We start from the raw sequence: 13,459 nt of genomic DNA, 5'->3' as shown, positions 1-13,459 counted from the left end.
GCCGAGGGAGCCTCAGGCCGCCTTCGACTTCGAGTGCCGCTTGCGCTCGTTCGGGTCGAGGTAGAGCTTGCGAAGACGGATGGTCTTCGGCGTCACTTCCACCAGCTCGTCGTCCTGGATCCAGGAGAGCGCGCGGTCGAGCGTCATGCGGATCGGCGGCGTCAGCTTGATCGCCTCGTCCTTGCCGGACGCGCGCATGTTGGTCAGCTTCTTGCCCTTCAGCACGTTCACCTCGAGATCGTTCTCGCGGGTGTGGATGCCGATGATCATGCCCTCATAGACCTTGGTGCCGGACTCGATCACCATCGGGCCGCGGTCTTCCAGGTGGAACATCGCGAAGGCGACGCTCTCGCCGGCGTCGTTTGAGATCAGGACGCCGGTGTTGCGGCCGGCGAGCTCGCCCTTGTACGGCGCATAGGAGTGGAACAGGCGGTTCATGATCGCCGTGCCGCGGGTGTCGGTCATCAGTTCCGACTGGTAGCCGATGAGGCCGCGGGTCGGGGCGTGGAAGACCAGGCGCTGGCGACCGCCGCCAGACGGGCGAAGCTCGACCATCTCGGCTTTGCGCTCGCTCATCTTCTGCACGACGATGCCGGCATGCTCCTCGTCGACGTCGACCACGACCTCTTCGATCGGCTCGAGCTTCTCGCCGTTCTCGCCGGTCTGCATGATGACGCGCGGACGCGAGATGCCGATCTCGAAGCCTTCGCGGCGCATGGTCTCGATCAGCACCGCGAGCTGCAATTCGCCGCGGCCGGAGACGTAGAACGAATCCTTGTCCTCGGCTTCCTCGATCTTCAGCGCGACGTTGCCCTCGGCCTCCTTGAGCAGGCGGTCGCGGATGACGCGGCTGGTGACCTTGTCACCCTCGGTGCCGGCGAGCGGCGAGTTGTTGACGATGAAGGACATCGTCACGGTCGGCGGATCGATCGGCTGGGCGACCAGCGGCTCGGTGACCTGCGGGTCGCAGAAGGTGTCGGCGACGGTGCCCTTCGAGAGGCCGGCGATGGCGACGATGTCGCCCGCCTCGGCATACTCAACCGGAACGCGCTCGAGGCCGCGGAACGACAGGATCTTGGTGATGCGGCCGGTTTCCAGCTGCGTACCGTCGCCGTGCAGGACCTTGACGGCCTGGTTCGGCTTGATCGAGCCCGACTGGATGCGGCCGGTGATGATGCGGCCGAGGAAGGGGTTGGCCTCGAGGATGGTGCCGATCATCTTGAACGGCTCGTCCTTGCCGGCGGTGTCCGGCTCCGGCACGTGCTTGACGATGAGGTCGAACAGCGGCTCGAGGCCCTTGTCCTGCGGACCCTCGGGGGCTTCGGCCATCCAGCCGCCGCGGCCCGAGCCGTAGAGGACGGGGAAGTCGAGCTGCTCTTCGGTTGCGTCGAGCGCGACGAAGAGGTCGAAGATCTCGTTCAGCACTTCCTGGTGACGCTCGTCGTGGCGGTCGATCTTGTTGATCGCCACGATCGGCTTCAGGCCGACCTTGAGCGCCTTGCCGAGCACGAACTTGGTCTGCGGCATCGGGCCTTCCGACGCGTCGACGAGGATGACCGCGCCGTCCACCATGTTCAGGATGCGCTCGACCTCGCCGCCGAAGTCGGCGTGGCCTGGCGTGTCGACGATGTTGATGCGGACATCCTTCCACTCGACCGAGGTCGCCTTGGCCAGGATCGTGATGCCACGCTCCTTTTCAAGGTCGTTGGAATCCATCGCCCGCTCTTCCTGGCGCTGGTTCTCGCGGAACGAGCCGGACTGGGAGAGCAGCTTGTCGACCAGGGTCGTCTTGCCATGGTCGACGTGCGCGATGATCGCGATGTTGCGGAGCTTCATTCAATACCACCGGAAAAGATTGGCGCGTCGCGGTGTTTCACGTGAAACAAAGTCGCAAAGCTTGCATGCGCGCTGCCTTACATGATTTTCCGCAGATGCGAAAGGTCTGAGGCAAAGCGTCTGTCTGGGAGATGGGGTCGGGCGTCGCCGATTGCCATCCCCGACACCGGGTGAGGGCCGTATGCCGGCCCGAGCGTCGACCCTCGACGCACCGGCCGGCAAGACCAGTCAGGCCGCGAAGCCGCGCTTGCGCAGGAGCGCCTGCGTCGTCGGCATGCGGCCGCGGAAGGCGGTGTAGAGCTCGGCGGCCTCGCGCGTGTCGCCGGCCGAGTAGATGTATTTCAGCAATTTCGCGCCGGTCGCCGTGTCGAACGCGTCGCCGGTCTCGGTGAATGCCTCGAAGGCGTCGGCATCGAGCACTTCCGACCACATGTAGGAGTAGTAGCCGGCGGAATAGCCGTCGCCCGAGAAGATGTGGGCGAAGTGAGGGGATCGGTGGCGCATGACGATCTCGCGCGGCATGCCGAGCCCCGCGAGGATTTCCGCCTCGCGCGCCATCGGATCGGCCGGGGCCATGCCGCTCTCGTGCAAGGCGAGGTCGACCAGCGCCGAAGAAGTGTATTCGACGGTGGCAAAGCCCTCGTCGAAAGTGCGGGCGGCCTTCATCTTGTCGACCAGCGCCTGCGGCAGCGTCTCGCCGGTCTCGACGTGGCGGGCATGGCGCTCGAGCACCGAGGGCACGGTCAGCCAGTGCTCGTAGAGCTGCGAGGGTAGCTCGACAAAATCGCGGGCGACCGAAGTGCCGGACAGGCTCGGCCAGGTGACGTCGGACAGCATGCCGTGCAGCGCATGGCCGAACTCGTGGAACAGCGTGCGGGCGTCGTCGATCGACAGCAGTGCCGGTTCGCCGGGGGCGGGCTTAGCGAAGTTCATGACGTTGTAGATCACCGGCTTCTGGCCGCCGTCGAGCTTGTGCTGGCGGCGCAGGCTGCTCATCCAGGCGCCGGACCGCTTGGAGGCACGGGCGAAATAGTCGCCGAGGAAGGTGCCGATCTCGGCGCCGTCGGCATTGCGGACCCGCCAGATCCGGACGTCGGGATGCCAGGCGGTCGCCTCTGGCCGCCGCTCGAAGGACAGGCCGAACAGGCGGGACGCGACGTCGAAGGCCGCCTCGATCATCCGGTCGAGCTCGAAATACGGCTTCAGCTCCGCCTCGTCGAAATCGAACTCGGCCTGCCGGCGCTTCTCGGCGAAATAGCGCCAGTCCCAGGGCTCCAGCCGGGCATTGTCGCCCTCGGCGGCGGCGAGCGTCTGGAGCGCTGCGGCGTCGCCGAGCGCGCGCTCGCGGGCCTTGACCCAGACCTCTTCCAGCAGCGCGCGCACGGCGCCGGGCGTCTTGGCCATGGCGTCGTCGAGCTTGTAGGCGGCGAAGGACGGGAAGCCCAAGAGCTTCGCCTTCTCGGCCCGCAGCGCGAGGATTTGGGCGATCAAGGTGCGGTTGTCGGTCGGGCCGGGGTTCTCGCCGCGTGCGATCCAGGCGCCAAAGGCTTTTTCGCGGAGGTCTCTACGGCTGGAGAAGGTCAGGAACGGCGTCACGATGGAGCGCGACAGCGTCAGTGCATAGCCCTCGATGCCGCGCTCGCGGGCCGCCTCGGCCATCGCCGATCGCGCGAAGTCCGGCAGTCCCGAAAGGTCGGCTTCGGTGAGGGGCAGGACGAAGTCGCGCTCGTCGGCGAGGATGTTCTGCGAGAAGGCCGTACCAAGCTCGGACAGCGTCGCGTCGACCTCGGCGAGGCGCTCGCGGTCGGCGCCTTGCAGCCGGGCGCCGCCGCGCACGAAGCCGAGATGCACGCGGTCGAGCAGGCGCAGGTCCTCGGCCGACAGGTCCTCGACCGTGGCGAGGCTCTCGCGCTGCGCGAACACCGCCTCGATGCGGGCGAAGAGACCGGCGTCGAGCGAAATCGCCGAGCCGTGCCGCGACAGTTTCGGCGAGATCTCTCGCTCCACCGCCTGCAGCGCCTCGTCGGTGTGGGCGCCGGCCAGCGTGTAGAAGGCGGAGGCGACGCGCGACAGCCGGCGGCCGGCCTTTTCCATTGCGCCAATGGTGTTGGCGAAGCTCGGCGCCGCCGGATCGGCAACAATCGCATCTATTTCGGCCCGGTGAAGACCCATCGCCATTTCAAATGCCGGCGCGAAGTCGGTTGGCTTAAGCTTTGAAAAGTCGGGCCATTCCCCGCTGAAAGCATCTTGCCCCTCAGTCATCCCAACAGAATCGGCGGTGATGTCGATGAGATTTGCTGCCATAATCTTTGCAACCTTAGCAAACTGCGTTACAAGTTCTGTGAGCCTTAAACGGCTACGGAGTCTGAAGATAAACCGACATGACAGGCAGGCCGGAGGACATTCAGCAAGGCCCGTCACTGACTTCGTCGAGGTTACACTTTTTTCGAGAAGAGAACGATGACCCAGCTCATTCCCGGAAATTCCCTCGGCTTCCTTCTCACCGATCTATCGCGCCTGTTTCGCCAGGCGTTCGAGAGGGTCGTCGGCGGTGCCGGGCTCGAACTGACGCCCGGTGAAATCCGCGCCTTGGCCCAGGTCGCGCGCAACAGCGGCGCCCGGCAAGCCGTGCTGGCAGAGCTCATGGGCGTCGAGCCGATGACACTGTCGGCCTATCTAGACCGGCTGGAGGCCCATGGCCTGATCGCCCGGACGACCGATCCGACCGATCGGCGCGCCAAGGTGATCAGCCCGACGCCCGCAGCCGAGCTGGTCTTCCAGCGCGTGCGGCCCCTGGCCACGCAGATCTATGCCGAGATGACTGCCGGAATTGACGAGGCGGAATTGCGCATCGTCGACAGCGCGCTGATCAAGATGCGGGCAAACCTTGTCAGCGAGCTGGAATCCGGCGGTCCGAAGCCGGCGATGCATATCCCGGCCGTTGTCGCCAAGATCGCCTGACGAAACAGCAGAGCTGAAGACCGTCTGACGTATCAAAAACGTCCCATACGGCTGAGGTCACGCCTTCAGCAGCGTCGCGGTCGTTGCCGATCTTTGGTCGTTTGCGTCACCCATAGGGGACCATTCACTGGATCAGGCGCCCTTCAGGACGCCTGATCCAGCTAGTCTCCGCTATTCCGCGGCGACCCGCTGGGCGTAGGTGGCTTGCACCGCTTCAGCCGCGATGGCGAAGGACCGCAGCCGATCGGCCTGTCCGTGGATCTGGCCGGTGATGATAATTTCGTCCGGCGCGTAGCGGGCGACTAGCGCCGCAATCTCGCGCCTGACCGTCTCGGGCGATCCGGTGGCGGAAACGGAGAGAGCCTCGTCGACGCCGTGCTTCACCATGGGATCCAGCACCGCGTCGATGTCGTCCACCGGCCGCGGTAGCGGCCCCGGATGGCCCGTCCGCAGATTGGCGAAGGCCTGCTCCATCGAGCTGCGAAGGCGGCGCCCCTCGGCATCCGTCTCACCGGCAAAGACGTTCATAGCCAGCATGAAATATGGCTTGTCCAGATATTCCGACGGCCGGAAAGTGTCGCGGTAGACCTCGATCGCCTGCTCCAGCGCTGCCGGGGCGAAATGCGAGGCGAAGGCATAGGGCAGACCGAAATGGGCGGCGAGCTGCGCGCCGTAGAGGCTGGAGCCGAGAATCCAGACGGGGACGTTGGTGCCCATGCCCGGCACGGCGCGCACGCGCTGGTTGGGACCCGCCTCGGCGAAATAGGCGAGCAGCTCCATCACGTCCTGCGGGAAGTTGTCGCTGTTGTCGAGGCTGCGGCGCAGCGCGCGCGCCGTGTTCATGTCGGTGCCGGGCGCCCGGCCGAGGCCAAGGTCGATCCGGTCGGGGTAGAGCGTCGCCAGCGTTCCGAACTGCTCGGCGATCACCAGCGGGGCGTGGTTCGGCAGCATGATGCCGCCGGAGCCGACGCGGATCGTCTTGGTGCCGGCAGCGACATGGCCGATCACCACGGCCGTCGCCGCGCTGGCGATGCCGGTCATGTTGTGATGCTCGGCGAGCCAGAAGCGGTTGTAGCCCAGCGTCTCGGCGTGCTGCGCCAGGGCCAGCGAATTCGCCAGCGCGTCGGCAGCGGTGCCGCCTTCGGGGATCGGCGAGAGGTCGAGAACGGAATAGGGAAGCATCGGGTCTGTCCATCTCATGCGTGAGACCATGAGATGGGAACGGCCGGCGTCGCTGTCCAGCATGGCGGGCGGTGCGGGCACCGGTGGAGCGAGGTCTGATAGCCCCGAAAGCCCTGCGGACTGGGGCTGCGACCGATCGGTAGAAAAAAAGCCCCACCGGTCACCGGCAGGGCTTTTTCGAAGAAGAGGAGGCGCTGGCCTGGCCTCAGATGCGGCGACGGCCCTGGATGATCTGCACGACGACGACGATCACGGCGATCACGAGCAGGAGGTGGATCAGTCCGCCGGCGACGTGGAACACGAAGCCGCCGAGAATCCAGGCGATCACCAAAATTACTGCAAGGGTCCAAAGCATCGAGCCGTCTCCTGATCTGGCAGTCCCACGGGCCGCCTCGCCCCATAATGGCCACAGCCGAAAGCCGTTCCGTCCGTGCCACAGCAAATCACGGCGGGCCATGGGGCCACGCTATCGGGAGAAGCGGCAACCCGCAGTTTCAACCGTGTGGCTGCCGTGCCCCGGCTAGAGCCGGTCGCGCTTACCGAGGGTGCGCAGGCGCAGGGCGTTGAGCTTGATGAAGCCCGCCGCGTCCTTCTGGTCGTAGGCGCCGTGATCGTCCTCGAAGGTGACAAGGGCGTCGGAGTACAGCGATTTCGGGCTGGCGCGGCCGGTGACGATGACATTGCCCTTGTAGAGCTTCAGCGTGACCGTGCCCTCGACATGCTCCTGGCTCTTGTCGATCAGCGCCTGCAGCATCTCGCGCTCGGGCGAGAACCAGAAGCCGTTGTAGATCAGCTCGGCATATCTAGGCATCAGCTCGTCCTTGAGGTGCGCGGCGCCCCGGTCGAGCGTCAGGCTCTCCACCGCGCGGTGGGCGGCGAGGAGGATGGTGCCGCCGGGCGTCTCGTAGATGCCGCGCGACTTCATGCCGACGAAGCGGTTCTCGACGAGATCGAGCCGGCCGATGCCGTTGTCGCGGCCTAGATCGTTCAGCGCGGCGAGCAACTCGTGCGGGCGCAGCGCCTTGCCGTCGAGCGAGACGGCGTCGCCCTTGAGGAAGCCGATCTCGATCGTGGTCGCACGGTCCGGAGCTTCCTCCGGGCTGATGGTGCGCTGGTAGACGTAGTCCGGCGCCTCCTCGGCCGGGTCTTCCAGCACCTTGCCCTCGGAGGACGAGTGCAGAAGGTTGGCGTCGACCGAGAACGGCGCCTCGCCGACCTTGTCCTTCGACACCGGGATCTGGTGCTGTTCGGCGAAGTTGATGAGGTCGGTGCGCGACTTGAAGCTCCATTCGCGCCAGGGCGCGATGATCTTGATGTCGGGGTTCAGCGCGTAGGCGGAGAGCTCGAACCGGACCTGGTCATTGCCCTTGCCAGTGGCGCCGTGCGCGATGGCGTCTGCGCCGGTTTCGCGCGCGATCTCGACGAGGCGCTTGGAGATCAGCGGCCGGGCGATCGAGGTGCCGAGGAGGTAGACGCCCTCGTAGACGGCGTTGGCGCGGAACATCGGGAAGACGAAGTCGCGGCAGAACTCCTCGCGCACGTCCTCGATGTAGATTTCCTTGATGCCGAGCATCTCGGCCTTGCGGCGCGCCGGCTCCAGCTCCTCGCCCTGGCCGAGGTCGGCGGTGAAGGTGACGACCTCCGCGCCATACTCGGTCTGCAGCCATTTCAGGATGATCGAGGTGTCGAGGCCGCCGGAATAGGCGAGGACGACCTTTTTGACGTCGCGCTGGTTTGCCATGCTCTTGTCCCACGAGAAACGAATTCGGTGGGGGCTCTATAGCAAGAGATGGCGGGGAAGAAAGCCGCCCCCGCGACATCGGCGGCGCTGCCGGGCCTTCCGATGCCGTCTCCTCGCCGTTTCGACCGAATTAGAAGTCCCTCAGGGCAGAGTGTTCAAGCCGACGGTGCGCCGGCGGGCCTTGGCATTGCCCGTCGCCTGTCGGGGACGAGGCGCCAGGCCACAGCCCGCAGCCGGGCGAGCCAGGTGGCCGCCGCGTGCCAGGCCGGAACGCCGCTGCCCGCCACGACCCCGTCGATCCGCGCGGCCGCCGCAATGAGCGGCCGGCGGACGAGCAGCATGACGAGGCCGACGACGAGCCAGGACAAGACGACGTCCGACAGGAAATGGCCGCCGAAGGCGATGCGGTTCAGCGAGAAGAGCACCGCGGGGACGCCGAGGGCGAGCAGCACCCGTGCCCGCATCGCCCGCGGCACGATCAGTGCGACCGCGAGCATGGCCGCTGCCGAGGCGGCTTCGCCGGAGGTGAAGGAGCAGTTGCCGCTGCAGGCACCGGCGAACTGCCAGGGCGCGCTGAAGTCCAGCTGGCCGCCGAACTCGGCCAATTCGCGCGGGCGCGCCCGGCCGAACAGGTTCTTAAGGACGAGGTTCACCAGGAGGCCCGGACCGAGGGCATAGACGGACAGGACAAACACCGCCTTGTGCGGCCGCATCACCCAGCGCGACGGCAGGCTGGCGGCGGCGACGAAGAGACTCGCCACGGCGGCGGCCAGCAGCGCCAGCGTGGACAGCCGGTGCAACTCGCGCAGCCCCATCAATGCCGGATCGTCCTGCAGCGGGAACCCTTGGCCGGCGACGGCGAACCAGCGGGCGACGCCGAGATCAATCGCGGGAACGGCCATGAACAGGAAGCTGAAGGTGAGGAGGAGCTGGGCGAGGAGGCCGATCGGTCCCGTCTCGGCCCTCTCAGCGAACCTTGCGGCAGCGCCGCGCATCAGAAGCGGCACGGCGCGCGCGCCGTCCCGCAGCGCAGTTCCAACGGCCGATGCCGCCGTCCGCACCGCGGTGTCGCCTGTGGTCCTGTCCATGCGTCTTTCCCCCCCGATCGACGCCGAACCATGGCCGGGACGGGCGACAGGGAGATGACTTCCGCGTTACCGCGCCATGACGTTGCCGAATAAGGAGAGGTTCCGCGCGCGTTTCACGGTTTCGGGTGGCCGTGCCGGAGGGGCCGGGTTAGACCGGTCTCACCGCTCTACTGCAGGGATCGCGACGCATGGATTTCATTCCCGCCTTCGGGCCGCTTCTCGCCTTCACGCTCGCCGCCTTCGTCCTGACCATCACGCCGGGTCCGGACATGACGCTGTTCATCGGGCGGACCTTGAGCCAGGGCCGCATGGCGGGCATCGCCACCATGCTCGGCGCCTCCAGCGGCGTCCTCGTCCACACCACACTGGCGGCCTTCGGCCTGTCGGCGCTGGTCGCCGCCTCGCCGGAAGCCTTCGGCCTCCTGAAGTTCGCGGGCGCCGGCTACCTCATCTTCCTCGCGGTGCAGGCGATCCGCAGCGGCTCGTCGCTGCAGCTGGAGGCGGTGGCCGGCAAACAGCGCTCGCTCACCGCCAACTGGCTGACCGGGGTCGGCATCAACCTCCTGAACCCCAAGATCATCCTGTTCTTCGTGACCTTCCTGCCGAGCTTCGTGTCGGCGGGGGACCCGCACGCGACCGGCAAGCTGTTCTTCTTCGGCGTCTATTTCATTGTGCTGGCGGTGCCGATGAGCCTTGCCATGATCCTCGCCGCCGACCGTTTCGCCGCCGCGCTGAAGCGCCGGCCCAAAGTCATGCGCGGCATCGACTGGCTGTTCGCCTCGGTCTTCTCAGCCTTTGCCGTCAAGATCCTGCTGACGCCCGGTCGCTGAGAGCCTCGGAAGCGGTCACGCGTAGGCGTAGGGACCGCCGGCCTCGAGCGCCCTGATGTAGGCCGGGCGGGCGTGGTTGCGCTCGAGGAAGGCGCGGCAGTTCGGCCGGGCATCGAAGCCAATGCGGTCCTTGCCGGTCTCCAGCGGAAAACTCATCATGATGTCGGCGGCCGAAAACTCCGGCCCGGCAAACCAGCCGGTCTCGGCGAGCGACTGCTCCCAGTAGTCGGCATGCGCCTGCAGTTGCGGCTCCAGGAAGGCGCCATCGAGCTTGGCGAAGACCGGCTTCATCAGCGGCCGCAGCAGTTTCGGCAGGCCGGAGGGGATGCGGGAGAAGACCAGCTTCATCACCAGCGGCGGCATCGCCGAGCCCTCGGCATAGTGCAGGAAATGCCGGTACTGCCAGCGGTTCGGCCCGACCGCCGGCGGGCCGAAGCCGCCGCGCGTCTCGGTGAGATAGTCGACGATGGCGCCGGTTTCGGCAAGCGTCAGCCCGTCCTCGGTGATCACGGGCGACTTGCCGAGCGGGTGCACGGCGCGAAGCTCCGCCGGCGCCCGCATGGTCTTCGGATCGCGCTGGTAGCGCTTGATCTCGTAGGGCGTGCCGAGCTCTTCGAGCAGCCAGAGGATGCGCTGCGAGCGGCTGTTGTTCAGGTGATGAAGGATGATCATCCGGCCTAAGTGACGCGTCTGGCGCCAATGGCAAGATCATACGGACGAGGACACCCGGGCATGACGGGGTCATGCGGCATCACGGGGCATCCTCTCATGTCGCTGTCATGCGGGCATGCCCGTGTGCCCGCCGGCAGCTGGCTACTTGCCGGCGGCCCGGCGCAGCGCGACGTTGATGCGATCCTGCCAGCCCGGACCCTCGGCCTGAAAATGCTCGAGCACGTCGGTGTCGATGCGCAGCGAGACGAGTTCGCGCGCGCCGGGCGCGGCGGGCAGGCCGAGCGTGCGCTCGTCGATCCGCTCCGGCTTCTTCGTCACCTGCTTGAAGGCGGCCTCGGCGGCGCTGCGCGGGTCGCTCGGACGCCTGGTTCTTTCCGGCGGTCTCATGGAATGTCCTCTTGGGTTGAATGCGATGATGCTAGCACGGCTGGCCACGCTGCCGTCAGGGCGTCGGGGCGGTATCCACCGCTTGCGCCTCGGGAGGTCGCGCCACGGCCGTCCGGCGGGGGCTGCGCCAGCGGCCGGCAGCCCGTCCGGCAACGATCCAGTAGACCATGGCGAAGGCAAGGCCCGCGACAATCATCGCCGTCTGCACGCTCGCATGCGGCATGGCCTCGCCATAGGCCGAGCGCATGATGGCGAAGCCGCCGATGATGCCGGCGGCCATATGCAGGATCAGCGACCGCCAGCCGAGGCTCTCGGTCACCACCATGAACAGCCCCCAGGGGATCAGCACCGCGGCGCCGACCTGGGCGGACTGCGCGAGGAAGCCGAAAACCGCCTGCACCCAGAACAGCGGATCACCATCCGCCCCGGTCAGATCGATGAAGGGCCAGAGCAGCGCGAAGCCGGCGGTGAGGCACGCGAAGATGAAGGCGACCGGAATCACGAACAGGAAGCGCAGCACCGCGATCACGTCCGGCGATCCCGCAGGGCCGGTGTCACTGGCCCGCTGCCAGCCGTTCGGTCTTGCGCATGCGCTCGCTCTCCGACTTCAGCTGGCCGCAAGCGGCAAAGATGTCGCGGCCGCGCGGCGTGCGGATCGGCGAGGCGTAGCCGGCCTGGTTGACGACGTCGGCAAAGCGCTCGATCTGGTCCCAGTCCGAGCATTCGTAGTCGGTGCCCGGCCAAGGGTTGAACGGGATGAGGTTGATCTTGGCGGGAATGCCGGAGAGCAGCCGCACCAGCTCCCGGGCGTCGCCGAGGCTGTCGTTGACGCCCTTCAGCATGACGTATTCGAAGGTGATGCGGCGGGCATTGGAAACGCCGGGATAGGTCCGGCAGGCCTCGAGCAGCTCGGCCAGCGGGTACTTCTTGTTGATCGGCACCAGCACGTCGCGCAGTTCGTCGCGGACGGCATGCAGCGATATGGCAAGGCCGACGCCCATCTCCTCGCCGGTGCGCGCGATCATCGGCACGACGCCGGAGGTCGAGAGCGTAATGCGGCGCTTCGACAAAGCGAGGCCCTCGCCGTCGGAGACGACGGCCAGCGCCTGGCGGACATGGTCGAAATTATAGAGCGGCTCGCCCATGCCCATCATCACGACATTCGAGACGAGGCGGCCCTCGGAGGGCAGGATGCCGCCTTCCGGCGTATCGGCATCGGGGAAGTCGCCGAGCCGGTCGCGGGCGACCATGATCTGGCCGACGATCTCGTCCGGCGTCAGGTTGCGCACCAAGCGCTGGGTGCCGGTGTGGCAGAAGGTGCAGGTGAGGGTGCAGCCGACCTGGGAGGAGACGCAGAGCGTGCCGCGGCCTTCCTCGGGGATGTAGACGGTCTCGATCTCGACCGGCCGGCCGGCGCCCTTGGCGGCGAAGCGGAACAGCCATTTGCGGGTGCCGTCGACCGAGATCTGCTCGTCGACGATCTCCGGCCGCGCGATGTCGGCGGTCTCGGACAGCTTCTGGCGGAGGTCGCGGGAGATGTTGGCCATCTGACTGAAGTCGGAGACGCCGCGCACATAAAGCCAGTGCCAGAGCTGCGCGGTGCGCATGCGCACCTGCTTGTCCGGCACGCCGGCACGGCGGAGCGCCTCGCCCAGCTGTTCGCGGCTCATGCCGACGAGATGGGGCTTCGCCTCGGTGGTCACCGCCTGCGGCCGCACCATGGCGACGGGCACGAGCGCTTCGCCGTGCGCAGGCGGCGTCGGTGCGAGATCGAGCAGTACGGCCATGGGGTTGCCTTCGTTCCGAGGACCATAGGCGGCCGCGGGCGTCATGATGTCAGGATCCCCTTCAAATGACGCCTTTGCGGCTTTTTCGCAAGGGCGCGGCGATCTCACGCGGTTTTGCGCGGGGAAAGCTGGCTCAAAACGACGAAAGCCGGACCCAAGGGCCCGGCTTTCGCGAGATCATTCGTCTCCTGCCTACTTGCAGGTGCCGATCGACTGGAGGGCGGCGGTGACGCCCGACAGCGAGTAGGTGTAGTGCGTAGCGGTCCCGCGCTGCGACTTCGCGTCGACCTTCATGTTGGTACCTTTGCGGAGCGAGGCGACGAGCTGCGGCTCCTCGGCGGCGTTTTCCATCCAGGCGGACTCGCCGCGGGTGAACAGCGTGTACTTCCGGCCGTCGATGTCGACGACGACCTTCGAGCCGTCCTGCATCTTGTAGCCCATCACCACCTGCGGCTCGTAGGAGACGCCCTGGCCTGGCTTCTGGGAAATCAGGAAGAAAATGTCGCCGTGGTCGACGCTCGCCGGCTCCATCGCCGTCGGCGTGGAGAGGATGTAGCAGACCTTGCCGCCCGAGGCGGTGTAGGAGTAGCTCCCCCAGGCGTTGAACTGCTTGATCCGGGTCGGTGTCTGCGCCGTAGCGGCAGCGCTCGACAAGACCAGGATGGCTGCCGCCGTGGTCAGGACATTCTTCAAAGACATGGCTCCCCGCTCGTCTGGTGATTGGCCATAGGCAAAGCTGCCCGGCCAGTTTCTGGACGCGACTTACGTTCAGTTTGCCTTAAAAGGTCTTGATGTCGGGTAAACGAACCGAGACTGGCGGCAAACGTGGATGAGGTTCTGATCGGCCGGGGCGCCCGCTTCGCAAACCTCCGGCTTTCCGATCCCGTCGCGCGCCATCACGAGTGAGCCAAGAATATTGGCGACAATTTGGCGATGTCCGCTCAGCGCGCGCTGGTTGTCCTCCGGTCGCCGCGC

At 66.7% G+C, this 13,459-nt stretch carries 13 protein-coding genes; 2 read left to right on the top strand and 11 right to left on the bottom strand.

Translation table 11 applies throughout. The annotated features are described in order from the left end of the window. Positions 1 to 12: 12 nt before the first annotated feature. The gene (gene typA, locus ACZLZQ_RS18470; RefSeq protein ID WP_472935511.1) at positions 13 to 1,836 is read right to left on the bottom strand and encodes a translational GTPase TypA; all 1,824 of its coding nucleotides are present in this window, start codon (positions 1,834 to 1,836) and stop codon (positions 13 to 15) included. Between the two features lie 228 nt (positions 1,837 to 2,064). Then, positions 2,065 to 4,098, bottom strand: a complete 2,034-nt coding sequence (locus ACZLZQ_RS18465) for a M3 family metallopeptidase (protein WP_472950683.1) — start codon at positions 4,096 to 4,098, stop codon at positions 2,065 to 2,067. Positions 4,099 to 4,296: 198 nt separating this feature from the next. Here ACZLZQ_RS18465 and ACZLZQ_RS18460 point away from each other — a divergent pair, with 198 nt between their 5' ends. Then, positions 4,297 to 4,797: a MarR family winged helix-turn-helix transcriptional regulator gene (locus ACZLZQ_RS18460; RefSeq protein WP_472950601.1), complete on the top strand. Its 501-nt coding sequence runs from the start codon at positions 4,297 to 4,299 to the stop codon at positions 4,795 to 4,797. Between the two features lie 171 nt (positions 4,798 to 4,968). Here ACZLZQ_RS18460 and ACZLZQ_RS18455 read toward each other — a convergent pair whose 3' ends face one another. From ACZLZQ_RS18455 to ACZLZQ_RS18440, 4 genes are all read right to left on the bottom strand, one after another. Next, positions 4,969 to 5,979: an LLM class flavin-dependent oxidoreductase gene (locus ACZLZQ_RS18455; protein WP_472950600.1), complete on the bottom strand. Its 1,011-nt coding sequence runs from the start codon at positions 5,977 to 5,979 to the stop codon at positions 4,969 to 4,971. Positions 5,980 to 6,184: 205 nt separating this feature from the next. After that, entirely contained in the window at positions 6,185 to 6,334 is a 150-nt protein-coding gene (locus tag ACZLZQ_RS18450; protein WP_472935514.1) for a lmo0937 family membrane protein, read from the bottom strand. A gap of 165 nt (positions 6,335 to 6,499) precedes the next feature. Then, positions 6,500 to 7,720 carry an argininosuccinate synthase gene (locus ACZLZQ_RS18445; RefSeq protein ID WP_472950599.1) on the bottom strand — a complete coding sequence of 407 codons (1,221 nt, stop codon included), beginning with the start codon at positions 7,718 to 7,720 and terminating at the stop codon, positions 6,500 to 6,502. 155 nt (positions 7,721 to 7,875) lie between these two features. Next, positions 7,876 to 8,808, bottom strand: coding sequence for a phosphatase PAP2 family protein (locus ACZLZQ_RS18440; RefSeq protein ID WP_472950598.1), 933 nt, complete (start codon positions 8,806 to 8,808; stop codon positions 7,876 to 7,878). 188 nt (positions 8,809 to 8,996) lie between these two features. Here ACZLZQ_RS18440 and ACZLZQ_RS18435 point away from each other — a divergent pair, with 188 nt between their 5' ends. Next, positions 8,997 to 9,638, top strand: a complete 642-nt coding sequence (locus tag ACZLZQ_RS18435; RefSeq protein WP_472950597.1) for a LysE family translocator — start codon at positions 8,997 to 8,999, stop codon at positions 9,636 to 9,638. Positions 9,639 to 9,653: 15 nt separating this feature from the next. Here the strand turns inward: ACZLZQ_RS18435 and ACZLZQ_RS18430 are convergent, their stop codons facing one another. The 5 genes from ACZLZQ_RS18430 to ACZLZQ_RS18410 form a co-directional block, all read right to left on the bottom strand. Beyond that, on the bottom strand, positions 9,654 to 10,310 hold the full coding sequence (locus tag ACZLZQ_RS18430; RefSeq protein WP_472950596.1) for a glutathione S-transferase family protein: 657 nt from the start codon (positions 10,308 to 10,310) through the stop codon (positions 9,654 to 9,656). A 141-nt stretch (positions 10,311 to 10,451) separates the two neighbouring features. Beyond that, a complete protein-coding gene (locus ACZLZQ_RS18425) occupies positions 10,452 to 10,697 on the bottom strand; it encodes a BrnA antitoxin family protein (RefSeq protein WP_472950595.1) in 246 nt (81 codons plus the stop codon). Positions 10,698 to 10,752: 55 nt separating this feature from the next. Then, positions 10,753 to 11,226, bottom strand: coding sequence for a hypothetical protein (locus ACZLZQ_RS18420; protein WP_472935520.1), 474 nt, complete (start codon positions 11,224 to 11,226; stop codon positions 10,753 to 10,755). A gap of 25 nt (positions 11,227 to 11,251) precedes the next feature. Next, on the bottom strand, positions 11,252 to 12,418 hold the full coding sequence (rlmN, locus tag ACZLZQ_RS18415; protein ID WP_472950682.1) for a dual-specificity RNA methyltransferase RlmN: 1,167 nt from the start codon (positions 12,416 to 12,418) through the stop codon (positions 11,252 to 11,254). Positions 12,419 to 12,676: 258 nt separating this feature from the next. Then, a complete protein-coding gene (locus ACZLZQ_RS18410) occupies positions 12,677 to 13,183 on the bottom strand; it encodes an invasion associated locus B family protein (RefSeq protein ID WP_472935521.1) in 507 nt (168 codons plus the stop codon). Between the last annotated feature and the right edge of the window lie 276 nt (positions 13,184 to 13,459).

The sequence above is a fragment of the Mesocryomonas lacus genome (assembly GCF_055730105.2).
This window is presented reverse-complemented; position numbering and strand designations above follow the sequence as displayed.

Excerpts from the sequence above, each read along its gene's own strand:
- ACZLZQ_RS18445 (WP_472950599.1), bottom strand. The coding sequence starts at position 7,720 with ATGGCAAACCAGCGCGACGTCAAAAAGGTCGTCCTCGCCTATTCCGGC.
- ACZLZQ_RS18440 (WP_472950598.1), bottom strand. The coding sequence starts at position 8,808 with ATGGACAGGACCACAGGCGACACCGCGGTGCGGACGGCGGCATCGGCC.
- ACZLZQ_RS18430 (WP_472950596.1), bottom strand. The coding sequence starts at position 10,310 with ATGATCATCCTTCATCACCTGAACAACAGCCGCTCGCAGCGCATCCTC.
- ACZLZQ_RS18465 (WP_472950683.1), bottom strand. The coding sequence starts at position 4,098 with ATGACTGAGGGGCAAGATGCTTTCAGCGGGGAATGGCCCGACTTTTCA.
- ACZLZQ_RS18460 (WP_472950601.1), top strand. The coding sequence starts at position 4,297 with ATGACCCAGCTCATTCCCGGAAATTCCCTCGGCTTCCTTCTCACCGAT.
- ACZLZQ_RS18435 (WP_472950597.1), top strand. The coding sequence starts at position 8,997 with ATGGATTTCATTCCCGCCTTCGGGCCGCTTCTCGCCTTCACGCTCGCC.
- ACZLZQ_RS18425 (WP_472950595.1), bottom strand. The coding sequence starts at position 10,697 with ATGAGACCGCCGGAAAGAACCAGGCGTCCGAGCGACCCGCGCAGCGCC.
- ACZLZQ_RS18450 (WP_472935514.1), bottom strand. The coding sequence starts at position 6,334 with ATGCTTTGGACCCTTGCAGTAATTTTGGTGATCGCCTGGATTCTCGGC.
- rlmN (WP_472950682.1), bottom strand. The coding sequence starts at position 12,418 with ATGGTGCGGCCGCAGGCGGTGACCACCGAGGCGAAGCCCCATCTCGTC.
- typA (WP_472935511.1), bottom strand. The coding sequence starts at position 1,836 with ATGAAGCTCCGCAACATCGCGATCATCGCGCACGTCGACCATGGCAAG.
- ACZLZQ_RS18455 (WP_472950600.1), bottom strand. The coding sequence starts at position 5,979 with ATGCTTCCCTATTCCGTTCTCGACCTCTCGCCGATCCCCGAAGGCGGC.
- ACZLZQ_RS18410 (WP_472935521.1), bottom strand. The coding sequence starts at position 13,183 with ATGTCTTTGAAGAATGTCCTGACCACGGCGGCAGCCATCCTGGTCTTG.